Source organism: Escherichia sp. E2562, from assembly GCF_005781075.1.
In the GTDB taxonomy this organism is placed as follows: Bacteria; Pseudomonadota; Gammaproteobacteria; order Enterobacterales; family Enterobacteriaceae; genus Escherichia.
Genome location: NZ_VATM01000004.1, coordinates 196,263 through 210,045, shown reverse-complemented (window position 1 = coordinate 210,045; position 13,783 = coordinate 196,263). Strand labels below are relative to the sequence as shown.

At 44.0% G+C, this 13,783-nt stretch carries 19 protein-coding genes; 13 read left to right on the top strand and 6 right to left on the bottom strand.

The window, feature by feature from the left end; translation table 11 throughout:
- Window positions 1–31: 31 nt before the first annotated feature.
- Window positions 32–637: a TetR/AcrR family transcriptional regulator gene (locus FEK43_RS07910; RefSeq protein WP_135406262.1), complete on the top strand. Its 606-nt coding sequence runs from the start codon at window positions 32–34 to the stop codon at window positions 635–637.
- Window positions 638–718: 81 nt separating this feature from the next.
- On the opposite strand, the gene FEK43_RS07905 is transcribed toward FEK43_RS07910, so the two are convergent.
- The 4 genes from FEK43_RS07905 to FEK43_RS07890 all read right to left on the bottom strand — a co-directional run bounded on the left by FEK43_RS07905 (window position 719) and on the right by FEK43_RS07890 (window position 4,905).
- Complete coding sequence (locus FEK43_RS07905; RefSeq protein ID WP_001004343.1) at window positions 719–988, bottom strand: hypothetical protein; 270 nt, start codon at window positions 986–988, stop codon at window positions 719–721.
- Window positions 989–1,048: 60 nt separating this feature from the next.
- The gene (locus FEK43_RS07900; protein ID WP_135406263.1) at window positions 1,049–2,080 is read right to left on the bottom strand and encodes a tyrosine-type recombinase/integrase; all 1,032 of its coding nucleotides are present in this window, start codon (window positions 2,078–2,080) and stop codon (window positions 1,049–1,051) included.
- Between the two features lie 73 nt (window positions 2,081–2,153).
- Window positions 2,154–3,923 (bottom strand): AAA family ATPase, encoded by a 1,770-nt coding sequence (locus FEK43_RS07895; protein ID WP_138158498.1) that lies wholly within the window; start codon window positions 3,921–3,923, stop codon window positions 2,154–2,156.
- Between the two features lie 43 nt (window positions 3,924–3,966).
- A complete protein-coding gene (locus FEK43_RS07890) occupies window positions 3,967–4,905 on the bottom strand; it encodes a phage repressor protein CI (protein ID WP_135406264.1) in 939 nt (312 codons plus the stop codon).
- A gap of 87 nt (window positions 4,906–4,992) precedes the next feature.
- Here FEK43_RS07890 and FEK43_RS07885 point away from each other — a divergent pair, with 87 nt between their 5' ends.
- Genes FEK43_RS07885 through FEK43_RS23370 form a run of 3 tightly spaced genes read left to right on the top strand, consistent with a single transcriptional unit; the run spans window position 4,993 to window position 6,060 of the window.
- On the top strand, window positions 4,993–5,214 hold the full coding sequence (locus FEK43_RS07885; protein WP_000188448.1) for a hypothetical protein: 222 nt from the start codon (window positions 4,993–4,995) through the stop codon (window positions 5,212–5,214).
- Between the two features lie 32 nt (window positions 5,215–5,246).
- Entirely contained in the window at window positions 5,247–5,756 is a 510-nt protein-coding gene (locus tag FEK43_RS07880; protein WP_000460893.1) for a phage regulatory CII family protein, read from the top strand.
- Window positions 5,757–5,763: 7 nt separating this feature from the next.
- The gene (locus FEK43_RS23370) at window positions 5,764–6,060 is read left to right on the top strand and encodes a phage filamentation protein Fil family protein (RefSeq protein ID WP_135406265.1); all 297 of its coding nucleotides are present in this window, start codon (window positions 5,764–5,766) and stop codon (window positions 6,058–6,060) included.
- A gap of 85 nt (window positions 6,061–6,145) precedes the next feature.
- On the opposite strand, the gene FEK43_RS07870 is transcribed toward FEK43_RS23370, so the two are convergent.
- Window positions 6,146–6,394 carry a hypothetical protein gene (locus tag FEK43_RS07870; protein WP_000934004.1) on the bottom strand — a complete coding sequence of 83 codons (249 nt, stop codon included), beginning with the start codon at window positions 6,392–6,394 and terminating at the stop codon, window positions 6,146–6,148.
- An 81-nt stretch (window positions 6,395–6,475) separates the two neighbouring features.
- Between FEK43_RS07870 and FEK43_RS07865 the strand changes: the two genes are divergently transcribed.
- From FEK43_RS07865 to FEK43_RS07835, 7 genes are all read left to right on the top strand, one after another.
- Window positions 6,476–6,817, top strand: coding sequence for a DUF5347 domain-containing protein (locus tag FEK43_RS07865; protein ID WP_135406266.1), 342 nt, complete (start codon window positions 6,476–6,478; stop codon window positions 6,815–6,817).
- A gap of 67 nt (window positions 6,818–6,884) precedes the next feature.
- Window positions 6,885–7,118 carry a DUF2732 family protein gene (locus FEK43_RS07860; protein ID WP_001244230.1) on the top strand — a complete coding sequence of 78 codons (234 nt, stop codon included), beginning with the start codon at window positions 6,885–6,887 and terminating at the stop codon, window positions 7,116–7,118.
- Window positions 7,118–7,345 (top strand): TraR/DksA family transcriptional regulator, encoded by a 228-nt coding sequence (locus tag FEK43_RS07855; protein WP_000752613.1) that lies wholly within the window; start codon window positions 7,118–7,120, stop codon window positions 7,343–7,345. Before FEK43_RS07860 ends, FEK43_RS07855 begins: the two co-directional genes overlap by 1 nt.
- Window positions 7,342–8,199, top strand: a complete 858-nt coding sequence (locus tag FEK43_RS07850; protein WP_135406267.1) for a DNA adenine methylase — start codon at window positions 7,342–7,344, stop codon at window positions 8,197–8,199. The genes FEK43_RS07855 and FEK43_RS07850 overlap by 4 nt, the downstream gene beginning before the upstream one ends.
- Window positions 8,196–10,610: a replication endonuclease gene (locus FEK43_RS07845; RefSeq protein WP_135406268.1), complete on the top strand. Its 2,415-nt coding sequence runs from the start codon at window positions 8,196–8,198 to the stop codon at window positions 10,608–10,610. Before FEK43_RS07850 ends, FEK43_RS07845 begins: the two co-directional genes overlap by 4 nt.
- Window positions 10,611–10,763: 153 nt before the next feature.
- Window positions 10,764–10,952, top strand: a complete 189-nt coding sequence (locus FEK43_RS07840; protein ID WP_001154434.1) for a hypothetical protein — start codon at window positions 10,764–10,766, stop codon at window positions 10,950–10,952.
- A gap of 10 nt (window positions 10,953–10,962) precedes the next feature.
- The gene (locus FEK43_RS07835; RefSeq protein ID WP_001217575.1) at window positions 10,963–11,196 is read left to right on the top strand and encodes a DinI-like family protein; all 234 of its coding nucleotides are present in this window, start codon (window positions 10,963–10,965) and stop codon (window positions 11,194–11,196) included.
- A 190-nt stretch (window positions 11,197–11,386) separates the two neighbouring features.
- Here the strand turns inward: FEK43_RS07835 and FEK43_RS07830 are convergent, their stop codons facing one another.
- A complete protein-coding gene (locus tag FEK43_RS07830; RefSeq protein WP_096985638.1) occupies window positions 11,387–11,797 on the bottom strand; it encodes an ASCH domain-containing protein in 411 nt (136 codons plus the stop codon).
- Window positions 11,798–12,205: 408 nt separating this feature from the next.
- Between FEK43_RS07830 and FEK43_RS07825 the strand changes: the two genes are divergently transcribed.
- Together FEK43_RS07825 and FEK43_RS07820 are read left to right on the top strand one after the other, a co-directional pair.
- The gene (locus FEK43_RS07825) at window positions 12,206–13,354 is read left to right on the top strand and encodes a hypothetical protein (RefSeq protein WP_049143191.1); all 1,149 of its coding nucleotides are present in this window, start codon (window positions 12,206–12,208) and stop codon (window positions 13,352–13,354) included.
- Between the two features lie 14 nt (window positions 13,355–13,368).
- Window positions 13,369–13,782, top strand: a complete 414-nt coding sequence (locus tag FEK43_RS07820; protein WP_095474242.1) for a DUF4325 domain-containing protein — start codon at window positions 13,369–13,371, stop codon at window positions 13,780–13,782.
- Window position 13,783 lies beyond the last annotated feature (1 nt).

The following is a 13,783-nucleotide window of genomic DNA, read 5'->3' as shown; positions in this document are numbered from 1 at the left end:
TTTGTACACAATTGCAGAGAGAGGAAATGACATGCGTCGCGCTAACGATCCACAACGGCGAGAAAAAATCATCCAGGCCACTCTCGAGGCGGTGAAACTTTACGGAATACATGCCGTGACGCACCGTAAAATAGCTACCCTTGCCGGGGTACCGTTAGGGTCGATGACCTACTATTTTTCAGGAATTGATGAGCTATTACTGGAAGCGTTCAGTAGCTTTACGCAGACTATGTCACGGCAATATCAGGCATTTTTTCTCGATGTCAGCGATGCCCCCAGTGCCTGCCAGGCCATCACTGAAATGATCTACAGCTCGCAGGTTGCAACGCCGGACAACATGGAACTGATGTATCAACTCTACACGCTGGCCAGTCGAAAACCGTTATTAAAAACAGTGATGCAAAACTGGATGCAGCGCAGTCAGCAAACGCTCGAACAATGGTTTGAACCTGGAACGGCCCGGGCTCTGGATGCTTTTATTGAAGGGATGACGCTGCATTTTGTCACTGACCGTAAGCCGCTATCGCGCGAGGAGATTTTACGGATGGTGGCACGAGTGGCGGGGCAGGAGATAAATTTCAGGCAACAAAAAACCCATTTATGTAAACGGGTTAATGAAAACAATAAGTTAGATTAAAAACAATAAGTTAGGTTGGTGGTCAGTGGTGGTTATTACGGGGTAATGCCAACCGCTGCCGCCACTTTGTCGCCACTTGTTTTACCTTAGACGCCATGGGCCTTTTTCTTCAACCTGCTCGACTAAACCTTCGTCTTCTAGTTCACGCAATAACGCAACAACCCAATATTGTTGGTTCGAACTTGTTGCTTTTCGTTTTTCTCCCCAATCTAGGCCACTAAGGCGAAATACTTCAGCTTGTTTAACCCCTTTACCGTTTTTTTGACCATCTGGGTGAGTTCTGAGTACGGATAAAGCCAATTCTTTGGCTTTGTTGCGTAGTTCAGCTCCCTGATGCTGTAACTCATTCATTGGTCGTGCTCCATGTGAAAGAAAACAGAATATTAGCTCAATAGGGCAGAACACGCATTTTCAAACAGTTGCTGTTGATGTTGGTAGTGTTGCCAGCGGATTAAACCGTAATGCAGTTTCCAGGTGATCCGGTGCCAGATGTGCGTAACGCATGGTCATTTTTATGTCGTGATGTCCGAGGATTTTTTGCAAAGCAAGGATATTTCCACCCGACATCATGAAATGCGCCGCAAACGTATGGCGCAGAACGTGTGTCAGTTGACCGCGAGGGAGCACGATAGACGTTTTTTCCATCACGGATAAAAATTGAAAATAGCAGTCTGTGAAGAAATTGAACCCATCAAGCGCCATGATCTCTTCGTAAAGCTCTTTACTGATAGGGATGCTTCTGTTTTTCTTCCCCTTCGTTCTTACAAAGGTAATTCGGTATTTGGTCACCTGTGAGCGGGTAAGATTTACGGCTTCTCGCCAGCGTGCGCCTGTGCTTAAGCATATTTTGACTACCAGAGCCAGAATTGGGTCCTGACGTTTGCAATCAGCCAGCAGTTCAACAATCTGCTCATGGGTAAGCCATGCCATCTCTTTTTCTGCGATGGTGAATTTTCGCATGTTCTCCAGTGGGTTTGGATACGACCATTCGCCCAGGCGGGATAGTTCGCTAAAAATACTACTTAGATAGCTTTGCTCCAGGTTAATGGTGACCGGGCTGGCTCCTTTCTTCCATTTCTCGCTGAAGTAGATCTCACCTGTCAGTCGTTTATCTCGATAATGGGCAAACATTTTAGATGTGAGATCGGTTGCAAGGGGATTGCCCAGAGCGTCAACCATCAGCAGCAATTTGTCATAGACATGCTGCCCAGCAGTCAGTGATTTACCATGTAGCTTGAACCATAGCTCAACCACGTCTTTCAGTGTTCGACGATCTACTGATTCACCCAGCCAGGGCTTTGCTTCGGTTTCTTCCATCGTGTGACGCTCAAAAGCCAGAGCTTCGCCTTTGGTGGCGAATTGTTTACGCACACGACGTCCACTACGTCCGGCGGGGTAACATTCGCAAAGCCATTTTCCTGTGGTGAGTTTTCGTACTGCCATAAAAAAGCCCTCATGTCAGAGGGCTAAATTTAACTGTATGTTTGACCAGTGATCAATGTATGTAAATATTAAATCATACGTCAGGGGTAATCCAGTCGACTAAAGCCTCAATACTTTCGAAATCTGCACAGATATCTGAAAGAGGTTGTGTATCTGCTTTTGTTTTGAAATCAGCCCATACTGATTCATTTTTTTCTGTAAGACCCAAATGGTTTTCTATCGAACCGTTTAGCCAAATCCAAATATTTGCATTTCTCAGTTTTGCGGCTAATGATGACAAAAATTCTCTGGCGCCGGGCTTTTGAGACATAAGAGCAAATGCTTCAGCTGCGGTAGTGTTACTACCCTTTGTAGGCAAACCGGATCCATCGAGAGTGCATTCTCCATTAGCATGCATACTTCTCAAGATTTCTTTTAGTCGTAAAATATCCTCGTCATTATGTTCTAAGAAGTTGTTCCTTATTGCACCGCGGAACGCAAAATCTAAATCAACAATTGCTTTTGTAGGTATATCCATTGAATTTAGAATTTGCATCGTTTTAGATATACTTTCAACGGACCCTGTTTCAATTAGTGCTATTTGCATCTGACCTAATGTTTTATTTTTAACTTTGTTAAAAATAAATGGGAGCAGAGTAGTCTCTGTTTTACCTTCTGTTAGTATTACATTGTTAGCAAATAAAACTTTTGACGACTGTGTTAATGAAAATAAATGGGTTGCTTGTGCTGGTCGTTGTTCGATTACTTTATTGACTGCTTCTTTTAATGTTAATCTGCAATGAGTGCCACGCTGACTGTTTTTTCTGATTAATACAGTGTCTTTTGCTAAGTCAGAGGTAATCATTTGAGATGAATGGGTAGAGAAAATTATTTGATATCCATGATGAGATAGTGTTTTTAGAGATTCTCTAATTTGTTCGATAGCAAATGGGTGAAGATATAACTCAGGTTCATCTATTAACAGTAGAGTAGTTGTTTTAATATCATCACCGTTGGTTATATCAGCTAAATGTCTTATTAGAGCCATCTGAATCGAACGCTGTGTGCCATGACCATAAGAAGAACAGTCACGAGCAATTCCGGGAAATGAATCTTCATATACTTTTACAGTTCCTGATTTAAATATATCCTTGAAGTCAGGGAGTTCGAAGTGTAGTTTTAAACTTATCCCTGGGAAGAAATCAGCAACTTTACTACTTATTGAATTATCAATATCATTGAGGTCCGATATTCGTTTATTACCGGTTGCAGTCATTCTTCTGTTAACGGCATTTAAATGGCTTAGTATCCTTTGAGTGTGCTTCTCTTCTATTTTGCAACTCAATTCTGCCAGCAACTTACCTATTGTAGTACCTGTTTTTGATTTTGAAGAATCATCCGCTGCATTTTCCATTGCACCTATACGTATTGGATCTGGAAATAAAGCTTTTATCGCATTCTCAATACCCGTTGGTGATGTCCTGAATTCGTTATTTTCTGGGTTTTTAATTAATAACCTGACGTCTTTTGCACTTTGAGCACCAACAATCTGTTGACGCTTAAATATCAATACCCCATCAATAATGTAGGGTGAAATTCTAGTTCTGTTTTCTTCTGTTAAAGCTGACAAAATATCTTCAGTAATACCCTTAACTGTACCTATAACTTCTATAGGGTTATCTGGATTAGTATAATCATCAGAGGACAAAAGTTTTTTCTTAAAAAGCCATTCAATAGCATTTAAAATCGTTGACTTACCTGCATTGTTGTAACCTATTAAAGGCGTGAATGAAGAAAAATTGATATCAATATCTTTGCAAGATCTAAAGTTTTTTATAGAAATCTTTGAAAGATGATGATTCATTTTAGACTCCTCCAGTAAATATTTAAAAGTAATGCCTGCAATGTTATTGTATTGTTAAGATGATGCTGGCTATAATTTGAATATCCTCAATGGAACACTCAAAATCCTTACTCCCACCAGAAACAAGAATTTTGTTCTTAGGTAAACGAGTTAACTCTTTTAAAGATAACTCATTGTCAATTCCTACTAACCATTTTCCATCTCTAATTAGGTGAAATTCTTTATCACATATGACATGTTTTTCTCCATTGCTTACAAACATCAAACTGCTGGTTTCTTGCTTCGGAAGTAGACACCGATCCATGGATAAAAAACCTGACTCGACAAGCTCGCCATTGACCAAATTGAACTTATTTAAAATCACAGTGTTTTCTTTTTGTGAACCATTTGGCGTTTCGATTCCTGTAACTAGCCAGGTGAGGTCCGCTTTGGTTTCTAATGCGCATTTAATCACCCAATCCGCAGGGAAAGAATCTCGCATGTATCGTGTGGCTAATGTGCTTTTTGAAATACCAAGGTGATCGGCTAAGGCTTGGCGGGTTTTAAACCCGTAAGCATTAACAATCCTCTCTATCGCGGCTTTTCCTCCGTTAGTAAGCTCAATGTGATTCTCAATGTGGCGCTTTAAGGATGATTGATGAGCGTTGCTGTTAAACCCCTCATGTGGGACTGTTTCATCATGTTGTTCCACATAAGGGGGGAAACTTTCTTCTGCATTGTTAGAACCAAAGGCCAGCCATTCTAGGGATGCGCCAGTTTCCATTGAACATATAACAACCCAATCAGCAGGGAAGGTATCGCGTGCATATCTATTAGCCATTGTACTTTGTGAAATACCAAGATGCTTACAGAAGGCTTGGCGTGATTTGAAACCATAGGCCTTGAGTATCCTCTCAATGACTTTTTGCCCTCCACGATTCTGCATGACCATAGCTTTCAGACTATCTTCGATATGGCGAAATGTGATTTTTTGAGTTGACATATTCTTTATGTGAACCTATTCTCCGTTTTGTGATGTTTTGTCACGATTAATACCGGCTCACCACAAGCCAATAGGAGATGTTGCATCATGACCCCTAACATTTCAATAACTCTGAATACGCCACACGTCACAATTGAGCGTTATAGCGAACTTACTGGTCTTTCTATCGACACCATCAACGATATGCTGGCTGATGGTCGCATCCCTCGCCATCGCCTTCGGAAAGACAAGAAAAGAGAAAAGGTAATGATCAACCTTGCTGCTCTTACCGTTGATGCACTTACTGATTGCAATGTTGTATTCAACTAGTTCCATTTTGGGGTGCATCAGGAGTGTCGACTATGTTTGATTACCAAGTTTCCAAACATCCACATTTTGATGAAGCCTGTCGTGCATTTGCATTGCGCCACAACCTTGTGCAACTGGCAGAACGTGCAGGTATGAATGTGCAGATTCTGCGGAACAAGCTGAATCCAGCTCAACCTCATTTATTAACCGCACCAGAAATCTGGTTGCTTACCGATCTGACTGAAGATTCAACGCTGGTAGATGGCTTTCTGGCACAGATTCACTGCCTGCCATGTGTACCGATTAATGAGGTGGCAAAAGAGAAACTGCCGCATTACGTCATGAGTGCAACTGCAGAGATAGGGCGTGTCGCGGCAGGTGCGGTTTCTGGCGATGTAAAAACCAGTGCAGGCCGTCGTGATGCGATCAGCAGCATTAACTCTGTTACACGACTGATGGCGCTGGCTGCTGTTTCATTGCAGGCCCGTTTACAGGCTAATCCTGCGATGGCGAGTGCAGTTGATACCGTGACTGGCCTCGGTGCTTCATTCGGTTTGCTGTGAGGTGCTTATGCTGACGAAAGAACCATCATTTGCATCGCTGCTGGTAAAACAAAGCCCGGCAATGCACTACGGTCACGGCTGGATCATGGGTGAGGATGGCAAACGCTGGCATCCATATCATTCACAAGATGAATTGCTGTCTGAATTGACCACGAGGAAACGGAGAAAGTCCAAATGTATTCGGCAGAAAGTGAAGTGGTTTATCAGTTTCGTTACAGAGGGGAGAGTTATTCAGTACCTGAAGATGATTTGCTCTGTTGCTATCCGTCGTTGTCGGGCGATGGTAGCTACTTTTTCACGCTAAAGGATGGAACCTTTATACGTGGTGAAAGAGTACAAGAAGTGATGCGTATAAAGACATCACCTCTTGAACGTTATCGGCGAAATATTTATCGGTAACGATCTATCAGTGTCTGTATCAGATGAGTGAATTCTTGCTGTTTAACCGAACCTAAAGGAAGTTTGTTTAATTCTTCGCGGAGGAGCTCAAAAAATGCTGATTGATTTGCTGAGTCAGTTCGAAATAAGGAGTGGATCAGACCTGAAACAAGAATTCGTTGAACAGCAACCTCATCGCGAAGACTGGAGATCTCGTTTTCAAGTTGCTCTATACGCTCTCTTTCAACCGGGTTCAACATTGATGATTCCTTCTAGCTATCAATACGTTGGTAATAGATCATATCAAAAATTTTTTAGTAGATGTGTTGTGGGATGCATAAATGGCTATTGAAGGCGCTGCGGCGACTGTTCCATTAAGACCCGGTGAACGCCTGAATGGACTTAATCATATTGCGGAGTTAAGGGCGAAAGTTTTTGGTTTGAATATTGAGTCAGAGCTTGAGCGGTTTATTAAAGATATGCGTGATCCACGGGATATCAATAATGAACAAAATAAACGGGCACTGGCTGCCATATTCTTTATGGCAAAAATTCCAGCTGAACGTCATAGCATCAACATTAATGAGCTGACCACTGACGAAAAGCGGGAGTTGATTAAAGCAATGAATCATTTTCGTGCAGTGGTGAGCTTATTTCCCAGACGGCTAACCATGCCGAATTAACCAACTAATGAAATTCATGGCGTAAACCCGCCGGGCATCCCTTTATCTAAATTCAGGAGAATTGATTATGCGTAATATTGAAACCCTCACGACTAAAACCGGACCGGATGATGCAGGTCTTAATCTTTTACTGACAGAGGCCCGTCTTGAAGAACGTCGGGCAAGGGCTGAGGCAATGGCTGCCCGCCTTGATAGCCTGGCGTGTCATATCACATCCCGCCAGCTAAACCACGTCGAAGCAGCAGAACTGCTGCGTGTGACCGCTGAAGCAATCCAGAACGAAGCGCAGGAGATCCACTAATGGCTGATGCAATGGATCTCGTACAGCAGCGCGTTGAAGAAGAACGCCAGCGCCATATCCGAGCTGCCCGTGCCAAAACACCGGGCGTGTCACGCGTACTTTGCATTGAATGTGAAGCGCCAATTCCGCCAGCACGCCGCCGCGCCATTCCTGGAGTGCAGCTTTGCATTACCTGTCAGGAAATCGCAGAGCTGAAAGGCAAACATTACAACGGAGGTGCTGTATGAGCACCATCCTGAAATGGGCGGGAAATAAAACCGCCATTATGTCCGAACTGAAAAAACACCTTCCTGCTGGCCCGCGACTGGTTGAACCTTTCGCGGGTTCCTGTGCTGTGATGATGGAGACGGATTATCCCAGCTATCTGGTTGCGGATATTAATCCTGATTTAATCAACCTCTATAAAAAGGTTGCCGCTGATTGTGAATCATTTATATCTCGCGCCAGAGTTTTATTTAAGGAAGCAAACAGGGAGGTGGCTTATTACAACATAAGGCAGGAGTTTAATTACTCAACTGAAATTACTGATTTCATGAAAGCGGTATATTTCCTGTATCTCAATCGTCACGGTTACCGTGGTTTATGTCGCTATAACAAGAGCGGGCATTTCAACATTCCCTACGGTAATTATAAAAATCCGTATTTCCCTGAAAAAGAAATTCGCGAATTTGCAGAAAAAGCCCAGCGGGCAACGTTTATCTGCGCCAGCTTTGATGAAACGCTGGCGATGTTGAAGGCGGGGGATGTGGTGTATTGCGATCCGCCTTATGACGGTACGTTTTCCGGCTATCACACTGATGGTTTCACTGAAGATGACCAGTATCACCTGGCATCCGTTCTTGAACATCGATCATCAGAAGGTCATCCGGTCATTGTTTCTAACAGTGACACATCCCTGATCCGTTCGCTGTATCGCAATTTCACTCACCACTACATCAAGGCAAAACGCAGCATCGGCGTGTCAGCTGGCGAGAGTAAATCTGCAACAGAAATCATTGCTGTTTCCGGGCCGCGCTGCTGGATGGGATTTGATCCTTCGCGTGGCGTGGATAGTTCTGCTGTGTACGAGGTGCGTGTATGAGTCATGCCGATATGAGCAACTCTAGCGGCTTTAACGAGGCTGCCGCAGCATTTTCATGGAACGGCCCGAAAAAGGCCATTAACCCTTATCTGGAACCGGCGGAAGTTGCGCCGGAGTCTGCACTTTCAAACATGATCACTCTGTACGCTGCCGATAACGAGCAGGAACAGCAGCGCCGCGAGGCACTGAGTGATCAGGTCTGGGAACGTTATTTCTTTAATGAATCCCGTGATCCTGTCCAGCGCGAAATGGAGCAGGATAAGCTCATTAGCCGGGCAAAGCTGGCGCATGAGCAGCAGCGTTTTGACCCGGACATGGTCATTCTGGCGGACGTCAGCGCCCAGCCTACCCACATCAGCAAGCCGCTGATGCAACGTATCGAATACTTCAGCAGCCTGGGCAGGCCAAAGGCTTATTCCCGCTATTTGCGTGAGACGATTAAGCCATGTCTGGAGCGACTGGAGTATGTACGCGACAGTCAGCTATCCGCTTCTTTCCGTTTTATGGCAAGCCATCAAGGGCTTGAGGGCCTGCTGATCCTGCCTGAAATGAGTCAGGATCAGGTAAAACGCCTGTCCACCCTGGTAGCAGCGCATATGAGCATGTGTCTTGAGGCCGCTTGTGGTGATTTGTATGCCACCGATGACGTTAAGCCAGAAGAAATCCGCAAGACATGGGAAAAGGTGGCAGCGGAAACCCTGCGTCTGGATGTTATCCCGCCTGCGTTTGAGAAACTTCGTCGGAAAAGAAACCGCCGCAAACCCGTGCCCTATGAACTCATTCCGGGTTCGCTGGCGCGTATGCTTTGCGCCGACTGGTGGTATCGGAAATTATGGAAGATGCGTAGCGAATGGCGGGAAGAGCAGTTGCGTGCTGTTTGCCTGGTCAGCAAAAAAGCATCTCCCTATGTCAGCTATGAAGCAGTGACGCATAAACGTGAGCAGCGCCGTAAGTCGCTGGAGTTTTTCCGTTCTCATGAACTGGTGAACGAAGACGGCGACACGCTGGATATGGAAGACGTGGTAAACGCCAGCAGCAGCAACCCTGCGCATCGCCGCAATGAGATGATGGCCTGTGTTAAAGGTCTGGAGCTTATCGCGGAAATGCGCGGTGACTGCGCCGTTTTCTACACCATCACCTGTCCGTCACGTTTCCATTCCACGCTCAACAACGGCAGACCCAACCCGACCTGGACAAATGCGACGGTAAGACAAAGCAGCGATTATCTGGTCGGCATGTTTGCTGCATTTCGTAAGGCGATGCACAAAGCCGGGTTGCGCTGGTATGGCGTGCGGGTGGCTGAGCCGCACCATGACGGTACTGTGCACTGGCATCTCATGTGTTTCATGCGCAAAAAAGACCGCCGCGCCATTACTGCTTTGTTGCGTAAGTTTGCCATCCGTGAAGACCGCGAGGAACTGGGCAATAACACGGGTCCACGCTTTAAGTCTGAGCTGATAAACCCGCGCAAAGGAACGCCGACAAGCTACATCGCGAAATACATCAGTAAGAACATTGACGGACGTGGTCTGGCTGGCGAGATCAGCAAGGAAACGGGTAAGTCCCTGCGTGATAACGCCGAATACGTTAATGCCTGGGCGTCTCTGCATCGTGTTCAGCAGTTCCGCTTCTTTGGTATTCCGGGGCGTCAGGCGTACCGTGAACTTCGCTTGCTGGCTGGTCAGGCGGCAAGGCAACAGGGTGACAAAAAAGCAGGTGCGCCGGTACTGGATGACCCGCGCCTTGATGCCATCCTGGCTGCCGCTGATGCTGGCTGTTTTGCCACCTACATCATGAAGCAGGGCGGCGTACTGGTTCCCCGCAAATATCACCTTATCAGAACAGCTTATGAAATTAACGAAGAGCCGACCGCTTATGGCGATCACGGTATTCGTATTTATGGCATCTGGTCACCCATTGTACAGGGCAAGATCTGCACTCATGCAATGAAATGGAAAATGGTTCGTAAGGCCGTTGACGTTCAGGAGGCGGCAGCCGACCAGGGCGCTTGCGCCCCTTGGACTCGTGGCAATAACTGTCCCCTTGCTGAAAATTTGAACCAACAGGAGAAAGATAAATCAGCTGATGGGGACACCAGAACGGACATTACCCGCATGGATGACAAGGAGTTGCACGATTACCTGCACAGTATGAGCAAAAAAGAGCGCCGGGAACTGGCTGCAAGGTTACGCTTGGTGAAACCGAAACGGCGTAAAGACTACAAACAGCGAATTACAGATCATCAGCGACAGCAGCTCGTTTATGAGCTGAAGTCCAGAGGATTTGATGGCAGCGAGAAAGAGGTCGATTTACTCCTTCGCGGCGGCAGTATTCCGTCAGGAGCAGGCCTGCGTATCTTCTATCGGAACCAGCGTCTGCAGGAGGATGATAAATGGCGGAACCTGTATTAATTACGCTGGTTAACAATTCGTGCTCTTAATAATACCAGGCATATCAGGCTGATGAGCGTAAAAAAACGTTTTACATCAGTAAGATTATTATATACTGTAAATATAAACAGTGTTTATGTGTACAGTATTGCTTGTGGTGTCATAGGAGGAAAAATGCAGGACTATTTTTTGGAGTCTTTGAAGCTCCAGCGCATTGATTTTTTTCTTAAGCTTGTAGCGGCTAGTGAGTGTAGTGATGAAGAGAAGGGACTGGCCCTGCAGTGGGTTTCTGAACTGACAGATGAACTCATGGCAAAAATCAGAACCCACGAATACAACCGCTCAATGGATGTCATCAGTTGAGGTGACTTTTATGCGCATTGAAATAATGATCGATAAAGAGCAGAAGATTAGCCAGTCTACCTTGGACGCCCTTGAATCCGAGCTTTACCGCAATCTGCGCCCCCTGTATCCCAAAACGGTAATTCGTATCCGTAAAGGTAGCTCTAACGGTGTGGAACTGACCGGACTGCAACTGGATGAAGAAAGAAAACAAGTGATGAAAATTATGCAGAAGGTGTGGGAAGACGACAGCTGGCTGCATTAAGAAACGTTGCCCCCAGGAGGATTCATTCTGATGGGGGCTAGTTTGGGCAACGAGTGAAACGAGGCGTAAGGTGGGTGGGCATTTTGATAAGTGCTCGTTCGCTTTGTGCCAGAGGCGGGCATTAATACAAATTTCACGTGATAAAACGGTACTCAGTTATTCTAATCTGACATGCATAAACGTTGTTGGATTACAAAACATCAACAACTTCAAACTCTTCCATAATCAGCTCCATATCGTCAGAAAAGTAACCTTCACATGTAAAAAATCGTTGATGCTCTCTCTGCCAATATTCAAGACTCAAATCGCCTTCACCTTCCTTGCGAGCGAACTCGGCAGTAACATCACAAAAACGCACCAGTCGCATCGACACCAGCCGGGTCACGCATACCGGTACATCCTGGCCGTTAAGGATGATGTTATAGCTCCCAATCCTTGGGGCAAACTCTTCCTTCTGGTAAGAGGCATAAGAGCCGCAGGAGGCCGTTTTAATCCCTTTTTTGATAAGTGCTGCAAGCTCGTTAGCCAGTTCAGGGCTGTCGCCCACTTGCCAGGCATTCGCGTCCGGATATTTCATCTTTAATTCATCAACCGTAACCATTACAAGTCCTTTCTGATTGTAAAATAGATAAATAGCTGAGCATTAATTGTTCAAATATTAACAGTGATGCTCTCTTGTTAGTATCATAGTCCGTTTCTCGTTCACAGCGGACTTTCATCTTTGTAAACCCGTATGATTCGCTTTTCAGCGGTCATTCAGATACGGATTTACGCTTCCCTTGGCTGTGCATGACTATGCTGCATGAAATCGCATGATCGATTGAGGATCGTTTTTGCAGAGACCTGCTAGAACTGGCGGGCTTTTACTCATGTCATGCAGGTGCATGAAAACCACTGCATAAAGCGGGCAGGCGTGGCGGGGATACGAGCGCGCGCTGACATCGTTAAGTATTGACATATCAGATGTTTAAATAGGAAAATTACCAAAATCCAGAAAAAAGAAAAGAATATGAAGAAGTTAACTGCGAGACAAAGAGAGATTGACGTAAAACGCTCGATAAAGTTACGACAAGGGCGTGCTAAAGTTAGAAAAAAAGGTAAATCATTTCACTATAATGTTGAATGGCGTAAGGCTAACTATTGGATTGAAGAACAATCAAAAAATGGATTAGATGTACAATTTGTAAGTAAAAAAAAGAAAGGGTTAATTCTAACTTTACCTTCTGAAATGAATTTTTCTACACACTACGATGTTACTGTTCAGCATATTAATGCGATTCGAATGTTATCAGAGAGAAAAGGATTGCCTAATGCAGGTTATCAATTAGCATCTGTTAATTTTTGTAATTTGAAGAAAATATCGACATCTGCAGCTCTTGTGTTAACTGCAGAGTTATCTAAATGGGATGATGCGATTAGGCAGAGGTTGACTCCAAAAATAGACGGTTGGGATAAAAATGTTCTACGTAATTTCTATGAATTGGGGTTCTTTGATTTATTCAAAAAAAGCAGGGATATAAAATTAAATTTTAATGATGAGTATTCAAAAATAAAAGGTAAGCGATTTGTAAAATATCTTAAAGGAAAGTGTGGGGAAATTAAGAAAACAAAAGTATTAAAAGAGGAGATTATTAAATTAGTTGGTGAGTCTATTGAAAAATGGACTTTCTTACATGGGGGCCTAAGTGAGGCTATTACCAATGTTTCTCATCATGCATATCCTTCTGATTGCGGATATAAAGAATATGATAAGAACTGGTATCTAACAGGATCTTATCATTTAGAAAGTAAGGAATTGAAGATAGTTTTTTATGATCAGGGTGTTGGTATCCCTAAAACTTTACCTGCATCAAAAGTTTGGGAAAAGGCATTAAATGTATTAGCATCAATTCCTGTATTGGAGCGATATCGTGATGAAGCACTCTTGAAAGCTGCGGTAGAGTTGGATAGGACAAGTACAGAAGAGGGAGATCGTGGTAAAGGCCTACAGGATCTACTTGAGTTTATTAAACAAAGAGAAAATGGTTATTTATCAATCATGAGCCTTAAGGGACTTTATAAACACTCAATGAATCAAGGTAATACAAAAATAAAAACTAAGAGTTTTGCATCCCCAATCTATGGTACACTAATAACTTGGAGTGTATCTCTTGATTGAGATGGAGGTTTAATATGAAAAATCTAGAAATTAATATAGGGAAAGAGTTTTCTTCTACTCCTTCAGGACGTTTCTATTCTGATATGACAGATAGCAGCGGCGAACAGTTTAGAGAGGAGCTTTTATGGCCTCGCTTACAATTGCTTAAAGAAAAGCAAAAGATCGACATTATTTTGGATGATGACGTTGAAGGTTATGGTTCTTCTTTCCTCGTTGAAGGTTTTGCCGGTATAGTAAAATATGGATATATGGATAAACAACAACTATTAAGTAAACTTGAGTTAATTCAGAGAGATCCTGATTTTGCTTTGTTTAAGAGAAAAATAATACAATATATTAACGAGGCAGTGTTTGATTCAAAGGTTTATGAAAGTACCAAACCTATTTATTTGTCTAAGTTGTTGACGCAAAAAACACGTAAGGAGTAAA

What these genes read in the sequence shown, in the direction of transcription:
- FEK43_RS07870 (WP_000934004.1), bottom strand. Translation starts at nt 6,394, where the DNA reads ATGTTGAACCCGGTTGAAAGAGAGCGTATAGAGCAACTTGAAAACGAG.
- FEK43_RS07905 (WP_001004343.1), bottom strand. Translation starts at nt 988, where the DNA reads ATGAATGAGTTACAGCATCAGGGAGCTGAACTACGCAACAAAGCCAAA.
- FEK43_RS07885 (WP_000188448.1), top strand. Translation starts at nt 4,993, where the DNA reads ATGACCCCTAACATTTCAATAACTCTGAATACGCCACACGTCACAATT.
- FEK43_RS07865 (WP_135406266.1), top strand. Translation starts at nt 6,476, where the DNA reads ATGGCTATTGAAGGCGCTGCGGCGACTGTTCCATTAAGACCCGGTGAA.
- FEK43_RS07880 (WP_000460893.1), top strand. Translation starts at nt 5,247, where the DNA reads ATGTTTGATTACCAAGTTTCCAAACATCCACATTTTGATGAAGCCTGT.
- FEK43_RS07900 (WP_135406263.1), bottom strand. Translation starts at nt 2,080, where the DNA reads ATGGCAGTACGAAAACTCACCACAGGAAAATGGCTTTGCGAATGTTAC.
- FEK43_RS23370 (WP_135406265.1), top strand. Translation starts at nt 5,764, where the DNA reads ATGCTGACGAAAGAACCATCATTTGCATCGCTGCTGGTAAAACAAAGC.
- FEK43_RS07860 (WP_001244230.1), top strand. Translation starts at nt 6,885, where the DNA reads ATGCGTAATATTGAAACCCTCACGACTAAAACCGGACCGGATGATGCA.
- FEK43_RS07890 (WP_135406264.1), bottom strand. Translation starts at nt 4,905, where the DNA reads ATGTCAACTCAAAAAATCACATTTCGCCATATCGAAGATAGTCTGAAA.
- FEK43_RS07830 (WP_096985638.1), bottom strand. Translation starts at nt 11,797, where the DNA reads ATGGTTACGGTTGATGAATTAAAGATGAAATATCCGGACGCGAATGCC.
- FEK43_RS07820 (WP_095474242.1), top strand. Translation starts at nt 13,369, where the DNA reads ATGAAAAATCTAGAAATTAATATAGGGAAAGAGTTTTCTTCTACTCCT.
- FEK43_RS07910 (WP_135406262.1), top strand. Translation starts at nt 32, where the DNA reads ATGCGTCGCGCTAACGATCCACAACGGCGAGAAAAAATCATCCAGGCC.
- FEK43_RS07840 (WP_001154434.1), top strand. Translation starts at nt 10,764, where the DNA reads ATGCAGGACTATTTTTTGGAGTCTTTGAAGCTCCAGCGCATTGATTTT.
- FEK43_RS07855 (WP_000752613.1), top strand. Translation starts at nt 7,118, where the DNA reads ATGGCTGATGCAATGGATCTCGTACAGCAGCGCGTTGAAGAAGAACGC.
- FEK43_RS07835 (WP_001217575.1), top strand. Translation starts at nt 10,963, where the DNA reads ATGCGCATTGAAATAATGATCGATAAAGAGCAGAAGATTAGCCAGTCT.
- FEK43_RS07825 (WP_049143191.1), top strand. Translation starts at nt 12,206, where the DNA reads ATGAAGAAGTTAACTGCGAGACAAAGAGAGATTGACGTAAAACGCTCG.
- FEK43_RS07895 (WP_138158498.1), bottom strand. Translation starts at nt 3,923, where the DNA reads ATGAATCATCATCTTTCAAAGATTTCTATAAAAAACTTTAGATCTTGC.
- FEK43_RS07850 (WP_135406267.1), top strand. Translation starts at nt 7,342, where the DNA reads ATGAGCACCATCCTGAAATGGGCGGGAAATAAAACCGCCATTATGTCC.
- FEK43_RS07845 (WP_135406268.1), top strand. Translation starts at nt 8,196, where the DNA reads ATGAGTCATGCCGATATGAGCAACTCTAGCGGCTTTAACGAGGCTGCC.